Origin of the sequence: Herbidospora sp. NBRC 101105, assembly GCF_030269205.1 — a bacterium.
Lineage (GTDB): Bacteria > Actinomycetota > Actinomycetes > Streptosporangiales > Streptosporangiaceae > Herbidospora > Herbidospora solisilvae.
This window is the reverse complement of the sequence record NZ_BSSX01000005.1, coordinates 114865-131559: the sequence shown is the minus strand read 5'-3', so window position 1 is coordinate 131559 and position 16695 is coordinate 114865. Positions and strand designations below refer to the sequence as shown.

At 68.1% G+C, this 16695-nt stretch carries 17 protein-coding genes and 1 pseudogene; 8 read left to right on the top strand and 10 right to left on the bottom strand.

Going from position 1 to position 16695, the window contains the following annotated elements; genetic code table 11:
* Positions 1-156 precede the first annotated feature (156 nt).
* From QSK34_RS21110 to QSK34_RS37945, 4 genes are all read left to right on the top strand, one after another.
* Positions 157-1020, top strand: a complete 864-nt coding sequence (locus tag QSK34_RS21110) for a helix-turn-helix domain-containing protein (protein WP_285585968.1) — start codon at positions 157-159, stop codon at positions 1018-1020.
* 20 nt (positions 1021-1040) lie between these two features.
* On the top strand, positions 1041-1247 hold the full coding sequence (locus QSK34_RS21105; protein ID WP_285585967.1) for a DUF397 domain-containing protein: 207 nt from the start codon (positions 1041-1043) through the stop codon (positions 1245-1247).
* 123 nt (positions 1248-1370) lie between these two features.
* Positions 1371-1571: a DUF397 domain-containing protein gene (locus tag QSK34_RS21100; protein ID WP_353051408.1), complete on the top strand. Its 201-nt coding sequence runs from the start codon at positions 1371-1373 to the stop codon at positions 1569-1571.
* 292 nt (positions 1572-1863) lie between these two features.
* Entirely contained in the window at positions 1864-2211 is a 348-nt protein-coding gene (locus QSK34_RS37945; RefSeq protein WP_502875536.1) for a DUF397 domain-containing protein, read from the top strand.
* A gap of 60 nt (positions 2212-2271) precedes the next feature.
* Here the strand turns inward: QSK34_RS37945 and QSK34_RS21090 are convergent, their stop codons facing one another.
* Positions 2272-3720 (bottom strand): catalase, encoded by a 1449-nt coding sequence (locus QSK34_RS21090; protein ID WP_285586686.1) that lies wholly within the window; start codon positions 3718-3720, stop codon positions 2272-2274.
* Positions 3721-3867: 147 nt separating this feature from the next.
* On the opposite strand from QSK34_RS21090, the gene QSK34_RS21085 reads away from it, so the two are divergent.
* Genes QSK34_RS21085 through QSK34_RS21075 form a run of 3 tightly spaced genes read left to right on the top strand, consistent with a single transcriptional unit; the run spans position 3868 to position 7022 of the window.
* Positions 3868-4953, top strand: a complete 1086-nt coding sequence (locus tag QSK34_RS21085; protein ID WP_285585966.1) for a CapA family protein — start codon at positions 3868-3870, stop codon at positions 4951-4953.
* Between the two features lie 55 nt (positions 4954-5008).
* Positions 5009-6304 carry a DUF2252 domain-containing protein gene (locus tag QSK34_RS21080; protein ID WP_285585965.1) on the top strand — a complete coding sequence of 432 codons (1296 nt, stop codon included), beginning with the start codon at positions 5009-5011 and terminating at the stop codon, positions 6302-6304.
* Positions 6305-6326: 22 nt separating this feature from the next.
* A complete protein-coding gene (locus QSK34_RS21075) occupies positions 6327-7022 on the top strand; it encodes a TetR/AcrR family transcriptional regulator (RefSeq protein WP_285585964.1) in 696 nt (231 codons plus the stop codon).
* Here the strand turns inward: QSK34_RS21075 and QSK34_RS21070 are convergent.
* Complete coding sequence (locus tag QSK34_RS21070) at positions 6973-7353, bottom strand: hypothetical protein (RefSeq protein ID WP_161479905.1); 381 nt, start codon at positions 7351-7353, stop codon at positions 6973-6975. The genes QSK34_RS21075 and QSK34_RS21070 overlap by 50 nt on opposite strands.
* Before the next feature lie 158 nt (positions 7354-7511).
* On the opposite strand from QSK34_RS21070, the gene QSK34_RS21065 reads away from it, so the two are divergent.
* The gene (locus QSK34_RS21065; protein WP_328794323.1) at positions 7512-8042 is read left to right on the top strand and encodes a tetratricopeptide repeat protein; all 531 of its coding nucleotides are present in this window, start codon (positions 7512-7514) and stop codon (positions 8040-8042) included.
* 130 nt (positions 8043-8172) lie between these two features.
* On the opposite strand, the gene QSK34_RS21060 is transcribed toward QSK34_RS21065, so the two are convergent.
* The 8 genes and pseudogenes from QSK34_RS21060 to QSK34_RS21025 form a co-directional block, all read right to left on the bottom strand.
* The gene (locus QSK34_RS21060) at positions 8173-8862 is read right to left on the bottom strand and encodes a hypothetical protein (RefSeq protein WP_285585963.1); all 690 of its coding nucleotides are present in this window, start codon (positions 8860-8862) and stop codon (positions 8173-8175) included.
* A 98-nt stretch (positions 8863-8960) separates the two neighbouring features.
* Positions 8961-11540, bottom strand: a complete 2580-nt coding sequence (gene clpB, locus QSK34_RS21055; protein WP_285585962.1) for an ATP-dependent chaperone ClpB — start codon at positions 11538-11540, stop codon at positions 8961-8963.
* A gap of 176 nt (positions 11541-11716) precedes the next feature.
* Positions 11717-11975: pseudogene (locus QSK34_RS21050) on the bottom strand (heat shock protein transcriptional repressor HspR); the annotation flags it as partial.
* A 3-nt stretch (positions 11976-11978) separates the two neighbouring features.
* On the bottom strand, positions 11979-13148 hold the full coding sequence (gene dnaJ, locus QSK34_RS21045) for a molecular chaperone DnaJ (protein ID WP_285585961.1): 1170 nt from the start codon (positions 13146-13148) through the stop codon (positions 11979-11981).
* 81 nt (positions 13149-13229) lie between these two features.
* Positions 13230-13829, bottom strand: coding sequence for a nucleotide exchange factor GrpE (gene grpE / locus QSK34_RS21040; RefSeq protein ID WP_161479909.1), 600 nt, complete (start codon positions 13827-13829; stop codon positions 13230-13232).
* Positions 13826-15694: a molecular chaperone DnaK gene (gene dnaK, locus QSK34_RS21035; protein WP_161479910.1), complete on the bottom strand. Its 1869-nt coding sequence runs from the start codon at positions 15692-15694 to the stop codon at positions 13826-13828. The genes grpE and dnaK overlap by 4 nt, the downstream gene beginning before the upstream one ends.
* A gap of 162 nt (positions 15695-15856) precedes the next feature.
* Positions 15857-16225 (bottom strand): hypothetical protein, encoded by a 369-nt coding sequence (locus tag QSK34_RS21030; RefSeq protein WP_285585960.1) that lies wholly within the window; start codon positions 16223-16225, stop codon positions 15857-15859.
* Positions 16222-16662: a hypothetical protein gene (locus QSK34_RS21025; protein WP_285585959.1), complete on the bottom strand. Its 441-nt coding sequence runs from the start codon at positions 16660-16662 to the stop codon at positions 16222-16224. Before QSK34_RS21025 ends, QSK34_RS21030 begins: the two co-directional genes overlap by 4 nt.
* Between the last annotated feature and the right edge of the window lie 33 nt (positions 16663-16695).

Here is a 16695-nt window from a genome sequence, read left to right as displayed (position 1 = left end):
TCTGTCTCGATGGTCTATCAGATGAGATTTGTCGGCAAGACGTGCCGTAAGAAAATTCTCGGCTTACACTGCATGTGCAGTGCAATTTGCATACGATGCGAGTGGCTCTCCCTATGAGGGCTCCCAGTCCAGCAGTTGAGGGACGGAGGGGACGAAATGGCAGAGAAGGACACCGCCGCACCTCGTCGCCGCCGCCTCGGTCAGCAACTTCGCCGCCTCAGAGAGGCGACCGGCAAAACCGGCGCGCAAGTGGCAGGCCCTCTGGGCTGGTCCGCCGCGAAGGTAAGCCGTATCGAGACCGCACAGACCATGCCGAGCGAGGCTGACATCACCGCACTTGTATCTGCGTATGGTGCCGATGACACCACACTCGGGCATGTTCTCAAGCTCCGGCAGGATGCCGCCCAGAAGGGCTGGTGGGAGCCGTACAGCGAATCCATGCCACAGGGATTCGTCTCATATCTGGGACTCGAGGCCGACGCCGAGGAGATGCGGAACTGGGAGCCGATGGTGCTGCCCGGCCTGCTGCAGACCCCGGCCTACGCCCGAACGCTGATGGGGCAGCACATGCAGCCCATCGCGCCGATCCCCAAGACGTGGCTGAACGACCGGGTCGAGGTGCGAGAACGCCGGCAGGAGATCCTCCTGCACGGTCCCAAACCGCTGCGGCTGCGGGTCGTCTTCGAAGAATCGCTGCTCCGCCGAGACGTCGGCGGCGCCGAGGTGATGAGCGAGCAGCTGGAGAAGCTGGTCGTCGTCTCCGAATTCGATCACGTCGAGATCAGGGTCATTTCCACGTCAACGCCGCTGCCGGTGACCACCGGCCCGTTCGTTCACTTCACGTTCCCCGACTTCCCGGACATCGTGTACCTCGAAGATCTCGAAGGATCGCGCTTCCTGGAGGACGCGGAAGAGGTCTTCAGGTACGAGCGAGCTTTCGATCATCTGATGGGAGTGGCCCTAGATGCCGCCGCTTCCAGGCGGGCGATCAAGGACGCAGCGGCGTTCTGGCATGGTTAGGGTGCCAGGCGCGGAAATGGATGTCGGTCTACATGGACATGAGCAGGGCTGTCTGGCGTAAGAGTTCGTTCAGCGGGACCGCGCAGTGCGTGGAGGTGGCGCGGCTCGATGAAGAACATGTGGGCGTGCGTGACAGCAAGGATGGGTCGGGCCCTGCGCTCATCTTCACGCCGCAGGAGTGGCGCGCCTTCGTCGGGGGCGTCAAGAACGGCGAGTTTGACCTGTAAGTTAACTATGTTCTGGTTGTGCCGAATGGGGTATTGCTGGACTACATAGTGACGTTTGAGGCATTGAGCGACCCATCCCCTTTTCGTCATTCTTGGGATGACCAAGACGAAAAGGGGTGGGCCGTGTCGAGTGTCGACATGTCCGATGCCGTCTGGCAGAAGAGCAGCTTCAGCGGTCAGTCCAACTGTGTTGAAGTGGCTCGGCTGGCAGGGAGTTACACCGCCGTCAGAAACAGTCGGGACCCTGACGGGCCTGTACTGGTGTTCACCGAAGCCGAGTGGAACGCCTTCCTCCAGGGTTTGGCGGTTGGAGAGTTCGACTGAGGCTGACGTGAAACGGCCCGCGTCCTCGGTGGGGAGGAAGCGGGCCGTTCGTTTTGCGGCGGACCGGAAGCCCCCATTGGGGTTAGGTAAATATTACTGCAAATGGTCAAATATCGCTGTTACCATGGATGTGGGGGTAATCCAGATCGGTGCCTGAGGTGATGCACGCCACATAGGTCACCGTCATAACTCGGCGCTTCTTTCCATGACCTGGATTCGGCAAGTGGCGGATCTGCTGGATTTCCCACCGGAAGCGCGTTGCCCATGACTCATTCGGCCTTCCGAAGCGGGCATGAGAATGATCTTTATGATGCCCGTGGTGAAAGCCCGCGAGGGACGACTCAGTTCGCGAGCGTGCTTTCGACTGCTCCATGGACAAGGCAGGGCGGCGCTGGTCTGCGACGCGGTGCTGAGAAACCGGTCGCCGGGATTGGGGGCTGAGCCAGTGGAAACGATCAGGCCAGTTTGGAAGAAGAGCTCTTACAGCTGCGCGGGCAACTGTGTCGAGGTGGCGGATCTGGGTCTCCGCGGGATCGCGGTGCGTGACAGCAAGAACGAGTCCGGTCCCGCTTTGATCTTCACTCGTCCCGAATGGGACGCCTTTCAGCGAGGAGTTCGGGACGGCGAGTTCGACTTCTAACTGAAAGCCTGAACGGCCCGCATCCTCTCCGGAGGACACGGGCCGTTCTCGGTCGGACGGCTAGTCGATCCCGAGCCCCTGGGCCACGCCCTGTCCCAGGTCCTTGTGGACGTTGGTCCAGTACTCGACCACGCGCTTCTGCACCTCACGCGTCATCTCCGGCGCCGAAGCGTGCCCCACGATGTTGCTCGTCAGGTTCGCCCGGTCCTCGTCGCTCAGCACGTTCTCCCACAGCGCCCGAGGCTGCACGAAGTCGTCGTCCTCGGCGTGCGGCCGGTAGGCGGAGCGCATGATCTCCCCGGTCACGTGGTAGGTGTCCCCCGCGTACAGGTCCTCGAACGCCGCCGGGCCGCCCATGCTGTTCGGCGCGTAGACGGGGTCGGGCATGTTGGCGTACCGCATCGCCCCGTCCCGGTTGTAGCTGTGGACGGGCACCTTCGGCGCGTTGATCGGCAACTGCTGGTAGTTGGCGCCGATCCGGTAACGGTGCGTGTCCGGGTAGGAGAACAGCCGCCCCTGCAGCATCTTGTCCGGCGAAGGGCCGATCCCGGGCACGAAGTTCGACGGCTCGAAGCCCGCCTGTTCGACTTCCGCGAAGTAGTTCGCGGGGTTCCGGTTCAGCGTGAACCGGCCGATCGTGATCTCCGGGTAGTCGCCGTGCGGCCAGACCTTCGTCAGGTCGAACGGGTTGAAACGGTAGTCGGCCGCCTCCTCGAACGGCATGATCTGCACGTTCACCGTCCACGACGGGTGGTCGCCGCGCTTGATGGCGTCGTACAGGTCCCGGATGTGGAAGTCGGCGTCCTGGGCGATCATCGCGGTCGCCTCGGCGTCGGTGAAGTTCTTGATGCCCTGTTCGGTGCGCAGGTGGTACTTGACCCAGAACTTCTCGCCGGCGGCGTTGTACCAGAGGAACGTGTGCGAGCCGAAGCCGTGCATGTGCCGCCACGACGCCGGGGTGCCGCGGTCGCTCATCAGGAAGGTCACCTGGTGGGCCGACTCGGGGGACAACGTCCAGAAGTCCCACTGCATGTTGTGGTCGCGCATGTGGTTGTCGGCGCGGCGCTTCTGGCTGTGGATGAAGTCCTGGAACTTCTGCGGGTCTCGTACGAAGAAGATGGGGGTGTTGTTCCCCACGAGGTCGTAGTTGCCCTCGTCGGTGTAGAACTTGATCGCGAAGCCGCGCGGGTCGCGCTGGGTGTCGGCGCTGCCGAGTTCGCCGGCGACGGTCGAGAAGCGCAGGAACAGGTCGGTGCGGGCGCCCTTCTGGAAGAGCCCGGCCTTGGTGAACTGGCTGACGTCCTCGGTGATCTCCATGAACCCGTGGGCGCCGCCGCCTTTGGCGTGGACGACACGCTCTGGCACCCGCTCCCGGTTGAACTGGGCCATCTTCTGGATCAGGTAGTGGTCCTGCAGCAGAAGCGGGCCCCCGGGGCCGACGGAGAGCGAGAACTCGTCGCTCGGGGCCGGTGTGCCGGAATCCGTCGTGGTACGTGGCCTGCCATTCATTCGGTCAGTCATCGGGTGTCCTCCAGAGTGGTCTGGTCTCACCACCTTCCCCACGCTACGTCGCTTAACTTGAACTGTTCAAGTAAGTGAATTTCCCCAGTTTGTCCATAAGAAGTCTCCCTAAGGCGCGAACCTTCATGAGATGGCATGCTCTGGACCGTGAGACGTGCAATTGCGATGATCGCCGCCGCTGCCCTGAGTGCCGGATGCGCCGCCGCCGAGGGCGACCCCGGCGTCCAGCGCGTCAAGGCGCCTGAGCAGGCCACCCGCCAGACGCCGTCTCCCAAGCCGAAGCCGACGAAGAAGCCGTTCACCATCGCCTTCGGGGGTGACGTCCACTTCGAGGGCATTCTGCGGTCGCGGCTGAACGCCAACCCGAAGACCGCGCTCGGGCCGATCGCCAAGGTGCTGTCCAAGGCCGACCTCGCGATGGTCAACCTGGAGACCGCCATCACCGAGGCGGGCACCCCGGCCCCCGGCAAGCAGTACACCTTCCGCGCCCCGGCCACCGCGCTGACCGCGCTGAAGGCCGCCGGGGTCGACGTCGCCTCGATGGCCAACAACCACGGCATGGACTACATGCAGAGCGGCCTGGACGACTCCCTCGCCGCCATCAAGAAGTCGAAGTTCCCCATCGTGGGCATCGGGCGCAACGCGACCGAGGCCTACCGCCCCTGGCGGACCGTCGTGAACGGCAACAAGGTCGCGATCATCGGCGCGACGCAGGTGCTCGACGCCGAGTTCATCTCCTCGTGGACGGCCACCGGCTCCCAGGGCGGCCTCGCCTCGGCCAAGGAGGAGGCGCGGCTGATCCAGGCGGTCAAGAACGCCCGCCGGAACAACGACACGGTGATCGTCCACCTGCACTGGGGCACCGAGCTGCAGAAGTGCCCCAACCAGGCGCAGCTCTCGCTGGCCCCCAAGCTGGTCGAGGCGGGCGCCGACGTCGTGGTCGGCGGGCACGCCCACATCCTGCTCGGCGCGGGTTACCTCGACGACGCCTACGTCAGCTACGGCCTGGGCAACTTCGTCTTCTACAACTGGGGCCCCGACACCGGCCGCACCGGCGTGCTGACCCTGACGATCAACGGGCGCAAGGTGATGAAGGACACCTGGACCCCGGCCCGCATCAACGGCGGCGTGCCGGTTCCGGTCACCGGGTCGGCGGGCAGGCAGGAGATCGCCTACTGGCGGTCGCTGCGCGAGTGCACGGGACTCTCGGCCAAGCCCTGATTTGTCAATCGGCTGGTCATGGCGTTGTCAGCCCCGGCGGCACTACCGTCTCCTCATGACGCAGCGGTCCCAGTTCATTCTCGACGTCCTGCTGGCCGAGTTCGGTGAGTCCATCGGCCGCACTCCGGGGGCGTTCCGGGCCAAGTTCCGCAAGATGGCCGCCTCCCCGTTCGCCTTCTACCGGGGCAGCGCGTGCCTGTTCTACGCCGACCTCGCGGGTGAGCTGGCCGACGACGCGTTCCTCGACGACCTGACCCGCCGCGTCTGGATCCACGGCGACCTGCACGCCGAGAACTTCGGCACCTATATGAACTCCTCGGGCCGCCTGGTCTTCAACGTGAACGACTTCGACGAGGCCTACGTCGGGCCGTACATCTGGGACCTGAAGCGGTTCGTGGCGAGCGTCGCGCTCATCGGCTACGCCAAGGCGCTGTCCGACGAGGTCATCTCCGAGCTGGTCCGCGAGTTCGCCGGCTCCTACCTCCACGAGCTCACCGCCATCGCCCACGGCGGCGACGACGCCATCGGGTCGCTCACGCTGGAGACCACCAGCGGGGTGCTCCACCGGGTGCTGCAGACCGCGCGGCTGAACACGCGGGTGGCGCTGCTCGACGAGGAGACCACGATCGAGAACTTCGAGCGCCGCTTCGCGGTCGCCGACAACCGTCACCCGGTCGACGATGCCACCCGCGAGGCCGTGCTGACGGCCTACGAGGGCTACCTGGCCACGCTGCCGCAGCCGCTCAACCCGGTCGAGCACCACGTCAAGGACGTCGTCCTGCGGCAGGGCATCGGGATCGGGTCGGCGGGGCTGCCGTCGTACAACCTGCTCCTCGAAGGGCACACCCAGGCGCTGGAGAACGACGTCATCCTCTACATGAAGCAGGCCCAGGTCCCGGCCGTGGCCCGCTACATCGACGACGAGAAGGTGCACGGCTACTTCAGGCACCAGGGCCACCGCACCGCCGAGTCGCAGCGTGCCCTCCAGGCCTACGCCGACTCCTGGCTCGGGTACGCCGACCTGAACGGCGTCGGCCAGCTCGTCGCCGAGGTCTCGCCCTACTCGGCCGACCTCGACTGGAGCGACGTCAACGAGCCCGCCGAGCTCGCCTCGGTGATCACCGACCTGGGCCGCGCGGTCGCCCGCATGCACTCGGTCGCCGACGACGAGTCGAGCCACGACCTGGTCGACTTCTCCACCGAAGAGGCGATCGTCGCGGTGGTCGACGGCAACGAGGCCGCGTTCACCACGCTGCTCGTCGACTTCGCCCACGAATACGGCGCCCGTGCCCGGCGCGACCACCAGCTCTTCGTGGATCTGTTCCGTAACGGGCGATTCCCCGGTCTGTAGATTCCCGGGCAAGATAGGGAGAGTGTCCAGCCAGCCCCTTGACTACTCCGACGATGCCGGAAACTCCTCGCTGCGCCGTCAGCCGACGCAGCGCCGCAGCGCGCGCCGGGTCGAGCGCATGCTCGACGCCTGCGCCGAGCTGCTGGACGAGGTCGGGTACGACGGCCTGTCGACGACCAGGATCGCCGAGCGCGCCGGCGTGGCGATCGGCTCGGTCTACCAGTTCTTCCCCGACAAACGTGCCATCAGCCAGGCTCTGACCAGGCGCAACGTCGAACTCTTCGTGGCCCGGGTGGGCCGCCGCTTCATCAGCGAGGAGTACGGCGGCTGGTGGGACGCGGTCGACGCGATCATCGACGAGTACGTCGAGATGCACCGGTCGGTGCCCGGCTTCCGGTCGTTGCGGTTCGGCGACGCGGTCGACCTCAACCTGCTCGACGCGGGCACCGACAACAACACCGTCATCGCCGGCCGCCTGCGCGGGCTCCTGCTGAAGGAGTTCGGGATGGCCGACAGCGAACGCCTCGACACCGCGATCCTCGTGGCGGTCGAGGGCGGCGACGCCGTGCTGAAACTGGCCTTCCGGCGTGATCCCGACGGAGATCCCGAGATCATCGCGGAGGCCAAGACCCTGGTGCGCAGCTATCTGTCGCGGCAGCTGCGCGACTTCACCGCGTCGGCCAACCGGGCGGCGCCTGGAGCTCGATCCGGCTCCTGATGAGCGCCTCGACGGCGGCCGGGTCGGGCATCGGCGTGCGCGGTTCGGCCAGGATCACGCGTTGGAGTTGTGACCGGCACGGTTGCCGCTGCGCCCTGTCCTGGCCTGTCTGCGCGGCCCGCAGTTCGGCGTCGCGCAGTTCGAGGGTCCGCATGTCGGCGCCCCTCGCCGTCCGGATGTCCTTCAGTTGTGCCCGCAGCCGGAGCACCTCGTTGACGGCTTGTTCGTGGGCCTCGAAACGCGCCGCGACATAACCCGCCAAACCGGGCAGAATCGCAGCCGCCATGAGCGCGCCGGCCACTGTGAAGGTCGTCTGCTTGGAAAGGCCCATCGCAGTCCCGTCACCTCCTGATGAAGCTCAGGTCCCGTGAATAATGCCCATGAGCTGGAACGACACACGCTCTGTAGGTGATCTGGCGCGAATCGTTGCCGGAGGAATGCCTGCCGTTGTCCGGGCAAAGAACCTTCGCGCTCGCTAGCCTCATCCTTGTGGCACATGTGACGCGGGAGCAGCTTGATCGTCTGCTCGAACAGGCTCTGCTGCTCGACGACCACGGTGCCCTCGCGAGGCGCCTCGACGACCTCGCGCAAGGGTACGAATCGGGCGAAGTATCCCGGGCCTACATCCTGGCCTTGGCCGCCGAGGAATGGCGTCAGGCGGGTCACCCCGACGCGGCGCTCGACCGCTACCGCATGGCGGCCGAAGACGACGGGGGAGATGTCAACGTCGACCCCCGGGCGGGCATCGCCGACACCCTCTTCGAACTCGACCGGCCCGACGAGGCCCGCGACGTGATCGAGGCCCTGCGCGCCGCGCCCTGCACCCCGGCGACCGTGCTCAACGTGGCCGAGACCCTGGCGGCGTACGGCGACCTGGCCGGAGCCCACGAATGGGCCACCGAGGGCGTCACCGCCTGCCCTCCGGGCAACTCGCTCCGCGAGTCCCTGCTGCGCACGCGCTACCGCATCCGCATCGACCTGGGCCTCCCGGAAGACGACCTCGACGCCCTGGCCTCCTGACCAAGAGAAACGGGCCGCGAGTGTACGCACACTCGCGGCCCGTTCTCATATGTCGACGGCCCGCCCGCTCTCGGGGAGCGCTGGCCGGAGGCGAAGGGGAAAACAAGATCAGTGGTGGCGGGACGCCGCCTCAGTGGAGGAGGGCTCCGCCCAGGAGGCCGCCGGTCAGCCTGGTGATGCCGGAGAGACCGCCGACGCCCAGGTCGTCGGCCTTCCTCTTCGGCGCGGGGGCCTGCTGCGGCTGGACGCCGTCGACGACGCCGCCCACCGAGTCGGTGATCCCGCGGGGCACGACGGCCACCTTCGGGACCTTCGGCAGCGCCTTCGACACCCGGGGCACCGGCGGCACACCCGGCAGGTCGGGCAGCACCGACAGATCGGGCACCACGTTGGGCACCCCCGGCAGAGCGGACCCCGACGCGACGCCGAGCACCCCGTCGGTCCGCGCCAGGCCCGCCAGCCCGAGCAGGGCGGCGGCGCGCTGGACGGTCCGGGACACCTCGTCGGCAGGGGCCACCCGCCCGCACGGCACCCCGGCAAGACGGCCGGCCTGGGCCATGGTCATCGCCGCGGACCCGCCCGTGCGGGTCAGGTCGCGGGCCGTCCGGCCGGCCGCGCCCGCCGCCCGCGCGACGTCGGCGGCGCCCTTCACGACCGAGGCGGTGACCGCGCCCGTCCTGGCGGCGGCCCGGTAACCGGTCACGCACACGCCGTCGTCGGCGTGGGCCTGGTGGCCGGCGGCGGACAACCAGCTCACCCCGGCGGTGACGACCGCCAGGGCGACGAGCCGCCCCCGGATGCTACGTGGTGTCGTCGGCATCGACGTCCCCCTGTTGCTTGCGGTAGTTCGGTGAGTGCCGAACGTAGCAGCGGGGTTTTCGCAGCCGGGAGCCGCTTGTCCCAGTCGTGGAGAACTGATTACACGCCGGGCCGCACGCTCAGCGTGTCGCCGGCCTCGTCGAGGTCGACGATCACCTCGTCGCCGTCGCGGATCTCCCCGCTCAGCAACGCGCGGGCCAGCTTGTCGCCGATGGCCGACTGCACCAGGCGGCGCAGCGGCCGGGCGCCGTAGAGCGGGTCGTAACCGGTCAGGGTCAGCCAGTCGCGGGCCGCCGGGGTGACCGTCAGCGTCAGCCGCCGGTCGGACAACCGCCGCGCCAGGTGGTCCACCTGCAGGTCGACGATCTGCGACAACTCCTCGGAGCCGAGCGCGTCGAACAGGATCACGTCGTCGAGCCGGTTGAGGAACTCGGGCTTGAACGATCCCCGCACCGCCGCCATCACCGCGTCGCGCTTGGCCCCCGGCTCAAGAGCCGGGTCGACCAGGAACTGCGAACCGATGTTGGACGTCAGGATCAGGATCGTGTTCCGGAAGTCGACGGTACGCCCCTGCCCGTCGGTCAGCCGCCCGTCGTCGAGCACCTGGAGCAGGATGTCGAAGACCTCGGGATGGGCCTTCTCGACCTCGTCCAGGAGCACGACCGTGTAGGGACGGCGCCGCACCGCCTCGGTGAGCTGGCCGCCCTCCTCGTAGCCGACGTAGCCGGGCGGGGCGCCGACCAGGCGGGCCACGCTGTGCTTCTCGCTGTACTCGCTCATGTCGATGCGGGTCATCGCCCGCTCGTCGTCGAACAGGAAGTCGGCCAGCGCCTTGGCCAGCTCGGTCTTGCCGACACCGGTCGGGCCGAGGAACAGGAACGAGCCCGTCGGCCGGTCGGGGTCGGCCACGCCCGCCCGCGCCCGCCGGACGGCGTCGCTGACGGCCTGCACGGCGGCCTTCTGGCCGATGAGACGCTCACCGAGCACGTCTTCCATCCGCAGCAGCTTGGCGGTCTCGCCCTCCAGCAGGCGGCCCGCCGGGATGCCCGTCCAGGCGGAGATGACCTCGGCGATGTCGTCGGGGCCGACCTCCTCCTTGACCATGGTCTGCTCGCGCTGGGAGGCCTGGATGGCGTCGGCCAGCTCCTTCTCCAGGCGCGGCACCTCGCCGTACATGAGGCGGGCGGCCTCTTCGAAGTCGCCGTCGCGCTGGGCCCGCTCGGCCTGGCTGCGGGTCTCGTCGAGGCGCATCTTCAGGTCGCCGACCCGGTTGAGGCCGGCCTTCTCGGCCTCCCAGCGGCCGACCAGGCCGTTGAGCTCCTCCTGACGGTTGGCCAGCTCCTCGCGGAGCCGTTCGAGGCGGGCCACGCTCGCCTCGTCGGTCTCCTTGGCCAGGGCCAGCTCCTCCATCTTGAGCCGGTCGACGATGCGCTGCAGCTCGTCGATCTGCACCGGACGCGAGTCGATCTCCATGCGCAGCCGCGAGGCGGCCTCGTCGACCAGGTCGATCGCCTTGTCGGGCAGGAAGCGGGCGGTGATGTAGCGGTCGGACAGGGTCGCGGCGGCCACCAGCGCGCCGTCGGCGATCTGGACCTGGTGGTGGGCCTCGTAGCGGCCCTTCAGGCCACGCAGGATGGCGATCGTGTCCTCGACGGTGGGCTCGCCGACGTACACCTGCTGGAAACGGCGCTCCAGCGCCGGGTCCTTCTCGATGCGCTCGCGGTACTCGTCGAGCGTGGTCGCGCCGATCATGCGCAGCTCGCCGCGGGCCAGCATGGGCTTGAGCATGTTGCCCGCGTCCATCGCGCCCTCGGCCGCGCCCGCGCCGACCATCGTGTGCAGCTCGTCGATGAACGTGATGACCTGGCCGTCGCTCTCCTTGATCTCGTTGAGCACGGCCTTCAGGCGCTCTTCGAACTCGCCGCGATACTTCGCCCCGGCGACCATCGCGCCGAGGTCGAGCGCCACGAGACGCTTGTTCCGCAGGCTCTCCGGCACGTCGCCCGCCACCACCCGCTGGGCCAGACCCTCGACCACGGCGGTCTTGCCGACGCCCGGCTCACCGATCAGAACCGGGTTGTTCTTGGTCCGCCGCGACAACACCTGCACCACCCGGCGGATCTCCGAGTCACGGCCGATGACCGGGTCGAGCTTGCCGTGGCGGGCCCGCTCGGTCAGGTCGACGCCGTACTTCTCCAGCGCCCGGTAGGTGTCTTCGGGGTTCTCACTGGTGACCCGGGTGTGACCGCGCACCTTCTCGAACGCGTCGAGCAGCGCCTGGGCGGTCGCGCCCTGCTCTTTCAAGAGGTCGGCGATCGGGCCGCCGTCGGTGGCGAGACCGACCAGCAGGTGCTCGGTCGAGACGTACTCGTCTTCGAGCTGGGCGGCCCGCTGAGCGGCGGTGTGCAGCACGGTCAGCAACTGGCGGGAGGTCGACGGCGCGCTCACCGTGGCGCCCTGTGCCTTCGGGAGCGCCGCCAGCAGGGTCTCGGCGCGGGTGCGCAGGCTCTTCCAGTCGGCCCCGACGGCCTCGAGCAGCGGGACGGCCGTGCCCCCGGTCTGCGCCAGCAACGTGGTCAGCAGATGAGCCGGCGCCACCTCGGGGTTTCCCTCGGCCGCCGCCCGGCGCACCGCCCCCGCCAGCGCCTCCTGGCTCTTCTGGGTCAGTTTGTAATCCACCTGTTTACCTGCCTCGCTTCGCTCGGCGGCCCAGCCGCTTTCAGCCGGCGCGGCTGGGCACTTCCCCCATATGACAAATGCTTGGACCTATGACGGTGGGAGTTCATACCTGACCAGAGCCCGGATCAGCTTGAGTTCCGCGGCCATGCGGGTCAGTTCGTCTCTCAGGCGGAGGTTCTCGGTCTCCAGCTCCAAGATGCGTTTGATGCCCGCCAGGTTGATGCCCTCTTCCTGTGACAGGCGCTGGACCTCGCGCAACAAGACGATGTCGCGGGTCGAATAAAGGCGGCCTCGGCCGGCTGTGCGGCCGGGGCTGACCAGGCCCAGGCGGTCGTACTGGCGCAGGGTCTGGGGGTGGAGGCCGCTGAGCTGGGCCGCCACTGAGATCACATAGACGGGCGTCTCGTCGGACAGGTCGAAGAAATTGGCGTCCATGCGCTACTCGCTTCTGGCCTGCTTGATCAATTCTTCGCGAAGGTCGTGGCCGTCGGTCGCGTCGCGGAACTGCTCCAGGGCGGCCCTGGCCTTCTCGTCGAGGTGTTCGGGCACGGCGACCTGGACGGTCGCCAGCAGGTCGCCCTTCGTGCCGTCCTTGCGCGGGGCGCCCCGGCCGCGCACCCGGAAGGTGCGGCCGTTGGGGGTGCCCTCGGGGATGCGGAGCGTGACCGGCATGCCGCGCAGGATGGGCACCTTGATCTCGGCGCCCAGCGCGGCCTCGGGGAACGTGACCGGCACGTTGACCGTCAGGTTCTCGCCGCTGCGGCCGAACACGGGGTGGGGCTGGACGTGCACCAGCACGTAGAGGTCACCAGCGGGGCCGCCATTCTCGCCGGGTGCGCCCTTGCCCTTCAGCTTGACCCGGCCGCCGTCGCTGACGCCCGCCGGGATGCGGGCCTGGATGGTGCGGGTGCTGCGGCCGCGGCCGCTGCCCTCGCAGACCGGGCACGGGTCGTCGACCAGCAGGCCACGGCCCCGGCAGTCGCGGCAGGGCTCGGAGAAGGCGAAGTTGCCCAGGTTGCGGCTGGCCGCGCCGGTGCCGTCACAGGTCGGGCAGACGCGGGGCGTGGTGCCGGCCTTGGCGCCCGTGCCGGAACAGGCCGGGCAGGCCGAGGAGCTGGTCAGCCGCAGCGAGACGGTCGTGCCGTCGATCGCCTCGGCGAACGACAGGGTGACCTCGGACTCGATGTCCTGGCCGCGGCGGGCCCGCCCGGCGGTGTTGGCCTTCGGGCCGCCGCCGCGGTTGAACAGGCCGCCGAAGATGTCGCCGATCCGGTCGCCCGCCTGGGCGGTGCCGCCGAACAGGTCGCCGAAGTCGAAGCCCTGCTGGCCCTGGCCCGGCCGCCCGCCCCGGTTGAACCCCCCGAGACCGCTGCCGAACAGGCTCCTGGCCTCGTCGTACTCCTTGCGGCGCTTGGTGTCGCTCAGGATGTCGTAGGCCTCGGAGACCTCCTTGAACTTCTCCTCGGTCTCCTTGTTGCCCTTGTTCGCGTCGGGGTGGTACTGCCGGGCGAGCTTGCGGTAGGCCTTCTTGATCTCTTCGGGGGTCGCGGTCTTGGGCACACCGAGGACGCCGTAGTAGTCCTTCTCCAGGTAGTCCTTGGTGCTCATCTAACGCTTCCTCCGCGTGAAAGACACATATGTGATGGGTGCCCCTCCCGCGTCCGGGGCGGGAGGGGGCTCCCTGGAGAATCAGGCGCCGGCGGGCTCGTCGTCGAGGACGTCGCCACCACCGGTCTCCGGCTCGGCCACCGCGACCCGGGCGGGGCGCAGGACGCGCTCGCCGAGCCGGTAGCCGGGCTGCAGGATCTCGACGCAGGTCGGTTCGGTGACCTCGGTCGAGTAACTGTGCATCAGGGCCTCGTGGAACGTCGGGTCGAAGGGGTCGCCCTTCGTGCCGAACGACGTCAGGCCCAGCTTGCCGACGGCCGCTTCGAGCGACTCGCTCACCTTGGCGAAACCACCGGTCAGCTCCCCGTGGTCACGCGCCCGGCCGATGTCGTCGAGAACCGGCAGCAGTTCGTTGATGACACCCGCGACGGCCTGCTCCCGGACCGTGATCCGGTCGCGTTCGACCCGCTTGCGGTAGTTGGCGTACTCCGCCTGCAGACGCTGGAGATCGGCGGTGCGCTCGGCCAGGAGCTCCGCGGCCGCCCCGCCCAGGGCGGAGGCGTCGGCCGCGGTCTCGTCGGGAGCCGGTGCGTTCTCGCGGGCCGCCAGCGTCTCGGGGTCGATCTTGCGGTTGTCGCGGATCACCGGCTCCTGCTCGGAACCGTTCTCACGCGGGGTCACTTGGCGCCGCCCTCCCGCTTCGGCTCGTCGTCGACGATCTCGGCCTCGACGACGTCGTCGTCGGCCTTGCCCGCGTCGCCCTGCTCGGCGCCGGGGGCGCCTTCGCCGGCCTGGGCCTGGGAGTTGGCGTAGATCGCCGAACCCATCTTCTGGCTGACGGTGGCGAGCTTGTCGGCGGCGGTCCGGATGGCCGGGACGTCGGTGCCCTCCAGAGCCTTCTTCAGCTCGGCGAGCGACTCGGTGACCTCGGTCTTGATGTCGGCCGGGACCTTGTCGTCGTTCTCGCGGAGGAACTTGTCGGTCTGGTAGGCCAGCGAGTCGGCGTTGTTGCGGACCTCGGCCTCCTCGCGACGCTGCTTGTCCTCCTCGGCGTAGGACTCGGCCTCGCGGACCATGCGGTCGATGTCGTCCTTGTTCAGCGCGGAGCCGCCGGTGATGGTCATCGACTGCTCCTTGCCGGTGCCCAGGTCCTTCGCGCCGACGTTGACGATGCCGTTGGCGTCGATGTCGAAGGTGACCTCGATCTGCGGGATGCCGCGGGGCGCCGGGGCGATGCCGGTGAGCTCGAAGGTCGCCAGCTTCTTGTTGCGCGCGGCGATCTCGCGCTCGCCCTGGTAGACCTGGATCTGCACCGACGGCTGGTTGTCCTCGGCCGTGGTGAAGACCTCGGAGCGCTTGGTCGGGATCGTCGTGTTGCGCTCGATGATCTTGGTGAAGATGCCGCCCTTGGTCTCGATGCCCAGCGACAGCGGGGTCACGTCGAGCAGCAGGACGTCCTTGACCTCACCCTTGAGCACACCCGCCTGGAGCGCGGCGCCGATGGCCACGACCTCGTCGGGGTTGACGCCCTTGTTGGGCTCCTGGCCGCCGGTGAGCTCCTTGACCAGCTCGGTCACGGCGGGCATGCGGGTCGAGCCGCCGACGAGCACCACGTGGGCGATGTCGGAGACCTTGATCCCGGCGTCCTTGATGACCTGGTGGAACGGGCCCTTGCAGCGGTCGAGCAGGTCGGCCGTGATGCGCTGGAACTCGGAGCGGGTCAGCTTCTCCTCGAGGTGGAGCGGGCCCTCGGCCGAGGCGGTGATGTAGGGCAGGTTGATCGTGGTCTCGGTCTGCGCCGAGAGCTCGATCTTCGCCTTCTCGGCCGCCTCACGCAGACGCTGGAGGGCCATCTTGTCCTTGGACAGGTCGACCCCGTGGGCGTTCTTGAAGCGGGTCACCAGCTCGTCGACGACGCGCTGGTCCCAGTCGTCGCCGCCCAGATGGTTGTCACCGCTGGTGGCCTTGACCTCGACGAACCCGTGACCGTCTTCCTGGCCGACGTCGAGCAGCGACACGTCGAAGGTGCCGCCACCGAGGTCGAAGACCAGGATGGTCTGGTCCTTGTCCTTGTCGAGCCCGTAGGCCAGCGCCGCGGACGTCGGCTCGTTGATGATCCGGAGCACGTTGAGGCCCGCGATCTGGCCGGCTTCCTTGGTGGCCTGGCGCTGCGCGTCGTTGAAGTAGGCCGGGACGGTGATGACCGCGTCGGTGATCTTCTCACCGAGGTAGGCCTCGGCGTCCTGCTTCAGCTTCTGGAGGACGAAGGCGCTGATCTGCTGGGGCGTGAACTTCTTGCCGTCGATCTCGACGGACCAGTTCGTGCCCATCTCACGCTTGACAGAGCGGATGGTCCGGTCGACGTTGGTCACGGCCTGACGCTTGGCGACCTCGCCGACGAGGACCTCTCCGTTCTTCGCGAAGGCGACCACCGAGGGGGTGGTGCGGGAGCCCTGCGCGTTGGCGATGACGGTGGGCTCACCGCCTTCGAGGATCGAGACGACGGAGTTGGTCGTCCCCAGGTCGATACCTACCGCACGTGCCATGAGTACGTCCTTGTAGTCAAAGTTGAGTCGTGGTGACTCAAGTTTCGGTGAGTACGACAGCCCTTGTCAAACGCTGTCCTGTCAACGGTCTTGAGTCTAGTGGGCTCAACTCTCAGCGCGAGCGGAATGTTCCCGGGATATCCCTGATTCGACCCTTAAGGGTTACCTGGCGCCGTCGAGGATCACCCTCTTCCCGACGGGCTTCTTGAGCTTCACGTACGTTGCCTTCTTGATCGCCATGGCCACGCACATGCCGGCGTCCTTGACCGAGCCCTCGTACAGGGTGATCCGGACCGTCTTCCTGGTCTCCTTCACCGTGACCTTGGTCAGCACGGTGCACGGCTCGACGCCCGACCACCACACGACGCGCACCCCGCGCATGTGGGGCTTGGCGCTCAGCCACTTCACCTTCTTGGGGGAGAGGGCGCCCTTCTGGACCTTCACCACCTTCGGCCCGGGGGCGGCCTGCGCGGGGGCGGCGGCGGGGACGAGCAGCGCGGCCACGGCCGCGGCGACGACTAAGAGTCTCACTTGGCACCATCCACGACTTCCCGGCCGGCCAGGGGTTTGGCCAGCTTGACGAACGTCTCCTTCTCGATCGCGATCTGGATGCAGGCCGCCTCGGGGTCGGTGGTGCCCTCCCAGAGGGTCACCGTGACCTCGGTGTCGGACTCCTTCACGTCGACGCGGTCGAGGGTGTAGCAGGGCTCGACCCCCGAGCTCCAGGAGATCATCACGCCGTCTCCGGCGGGGGTGGCGCGGGTCCAGGGCACCTTCCGCGGGTCCACCGTGCCGCCCTTGGGCCGCACCAGCTCCGGCCCGGGGCTCGGCGCGGCCGAGGCCGGCGGGGTGGCGGGCTGGTCGGGGCCGATCGGCGAACCGCTGTCCACGGTGTCTCCCTTTCCGCAGGCCGCGGTCATGATCACGGCCGTGAGCATGGCCGCGGTGGCGAGCCAGATCCTTCTCATGCCCCTATGACGGGCGTCACTCGGCGGGGGTTC

Coding starts and splice junctions, on each gene's coding strand:
- QSK34_RS21110 (WP_285585968.1), top strand. CDS start 157: ATGGCAGAGAAGGACACCGCCGCACCTCGTCGCCGCCGCCTCGGTCAG.
- QSK34_RS21105 (WP_285585967.1), top strand. CDS start 1,041: ATGTCGGTCTACATGGACATGAGCAGGGCTGTCTGGCGTAAGAGTTCG.
- QSK34_RS37945 (WP_502875536.1), top strand. CDS start 1,864: ATGAGAATGATCTTTATGATGCCCGTGGTGAAAGCCCGCGAGGGACGA.
- QSK34_RS21090 (WP_285586686.1), bottom strand. CDS start 3,720: ATGAATGGCAGGCCACGTACCACGACGGATTCCGGCACACCGGCCCCG.
- QSK34_RS21085 (WP_285585966.1), top strand. CDS start 3,868: ATGCTCTGGACCGTGAGACGTGCAATTGCGATGATCGCCGCCGCTGCC.
- QSK34_RS21080 (WP_285585965.1), top strand. CDS start 5,009: ATGACGCAGCGGTCCCAGTTCATTCTCGACGTCCTGCTGGCCGAGTTC.
- QSK34_RS21070 (WP_161479905.1), bottom strand. CDS start 7,353: ATGGGCCTTTCCAAGCAGACGACCTTCACAGTGGCCGGCGCGCTCATG.
- QSK34_RS21060 (WP_285585963.1), bottom strand. CDS start 8,862: ATGCCGACGACACCACGTAGCATCCGGGGGCGGCTCGTCGCCCTGGCG.
- dnaJ (WP_285585961.1), bottom strand. CDS start 13,148: ATGAGCACCAAGGACTACCTGGAGAAGGACTACTACGGCGTCCTCGGT.
- dnaK (WP_161479910.1), bottom strand. CDS start 15,694: ATGGCACGTGCGGTAGGTATCGACCTGGGGACGACCAACTCCGTCGTC.
- QSK34_RS21025 (WP_285585959.1), bottom strand. CDS start 16,662: ATGAGAAGGATCTGGCTCGCCACCGCGGCCATGCTCACGGCCGTGATC.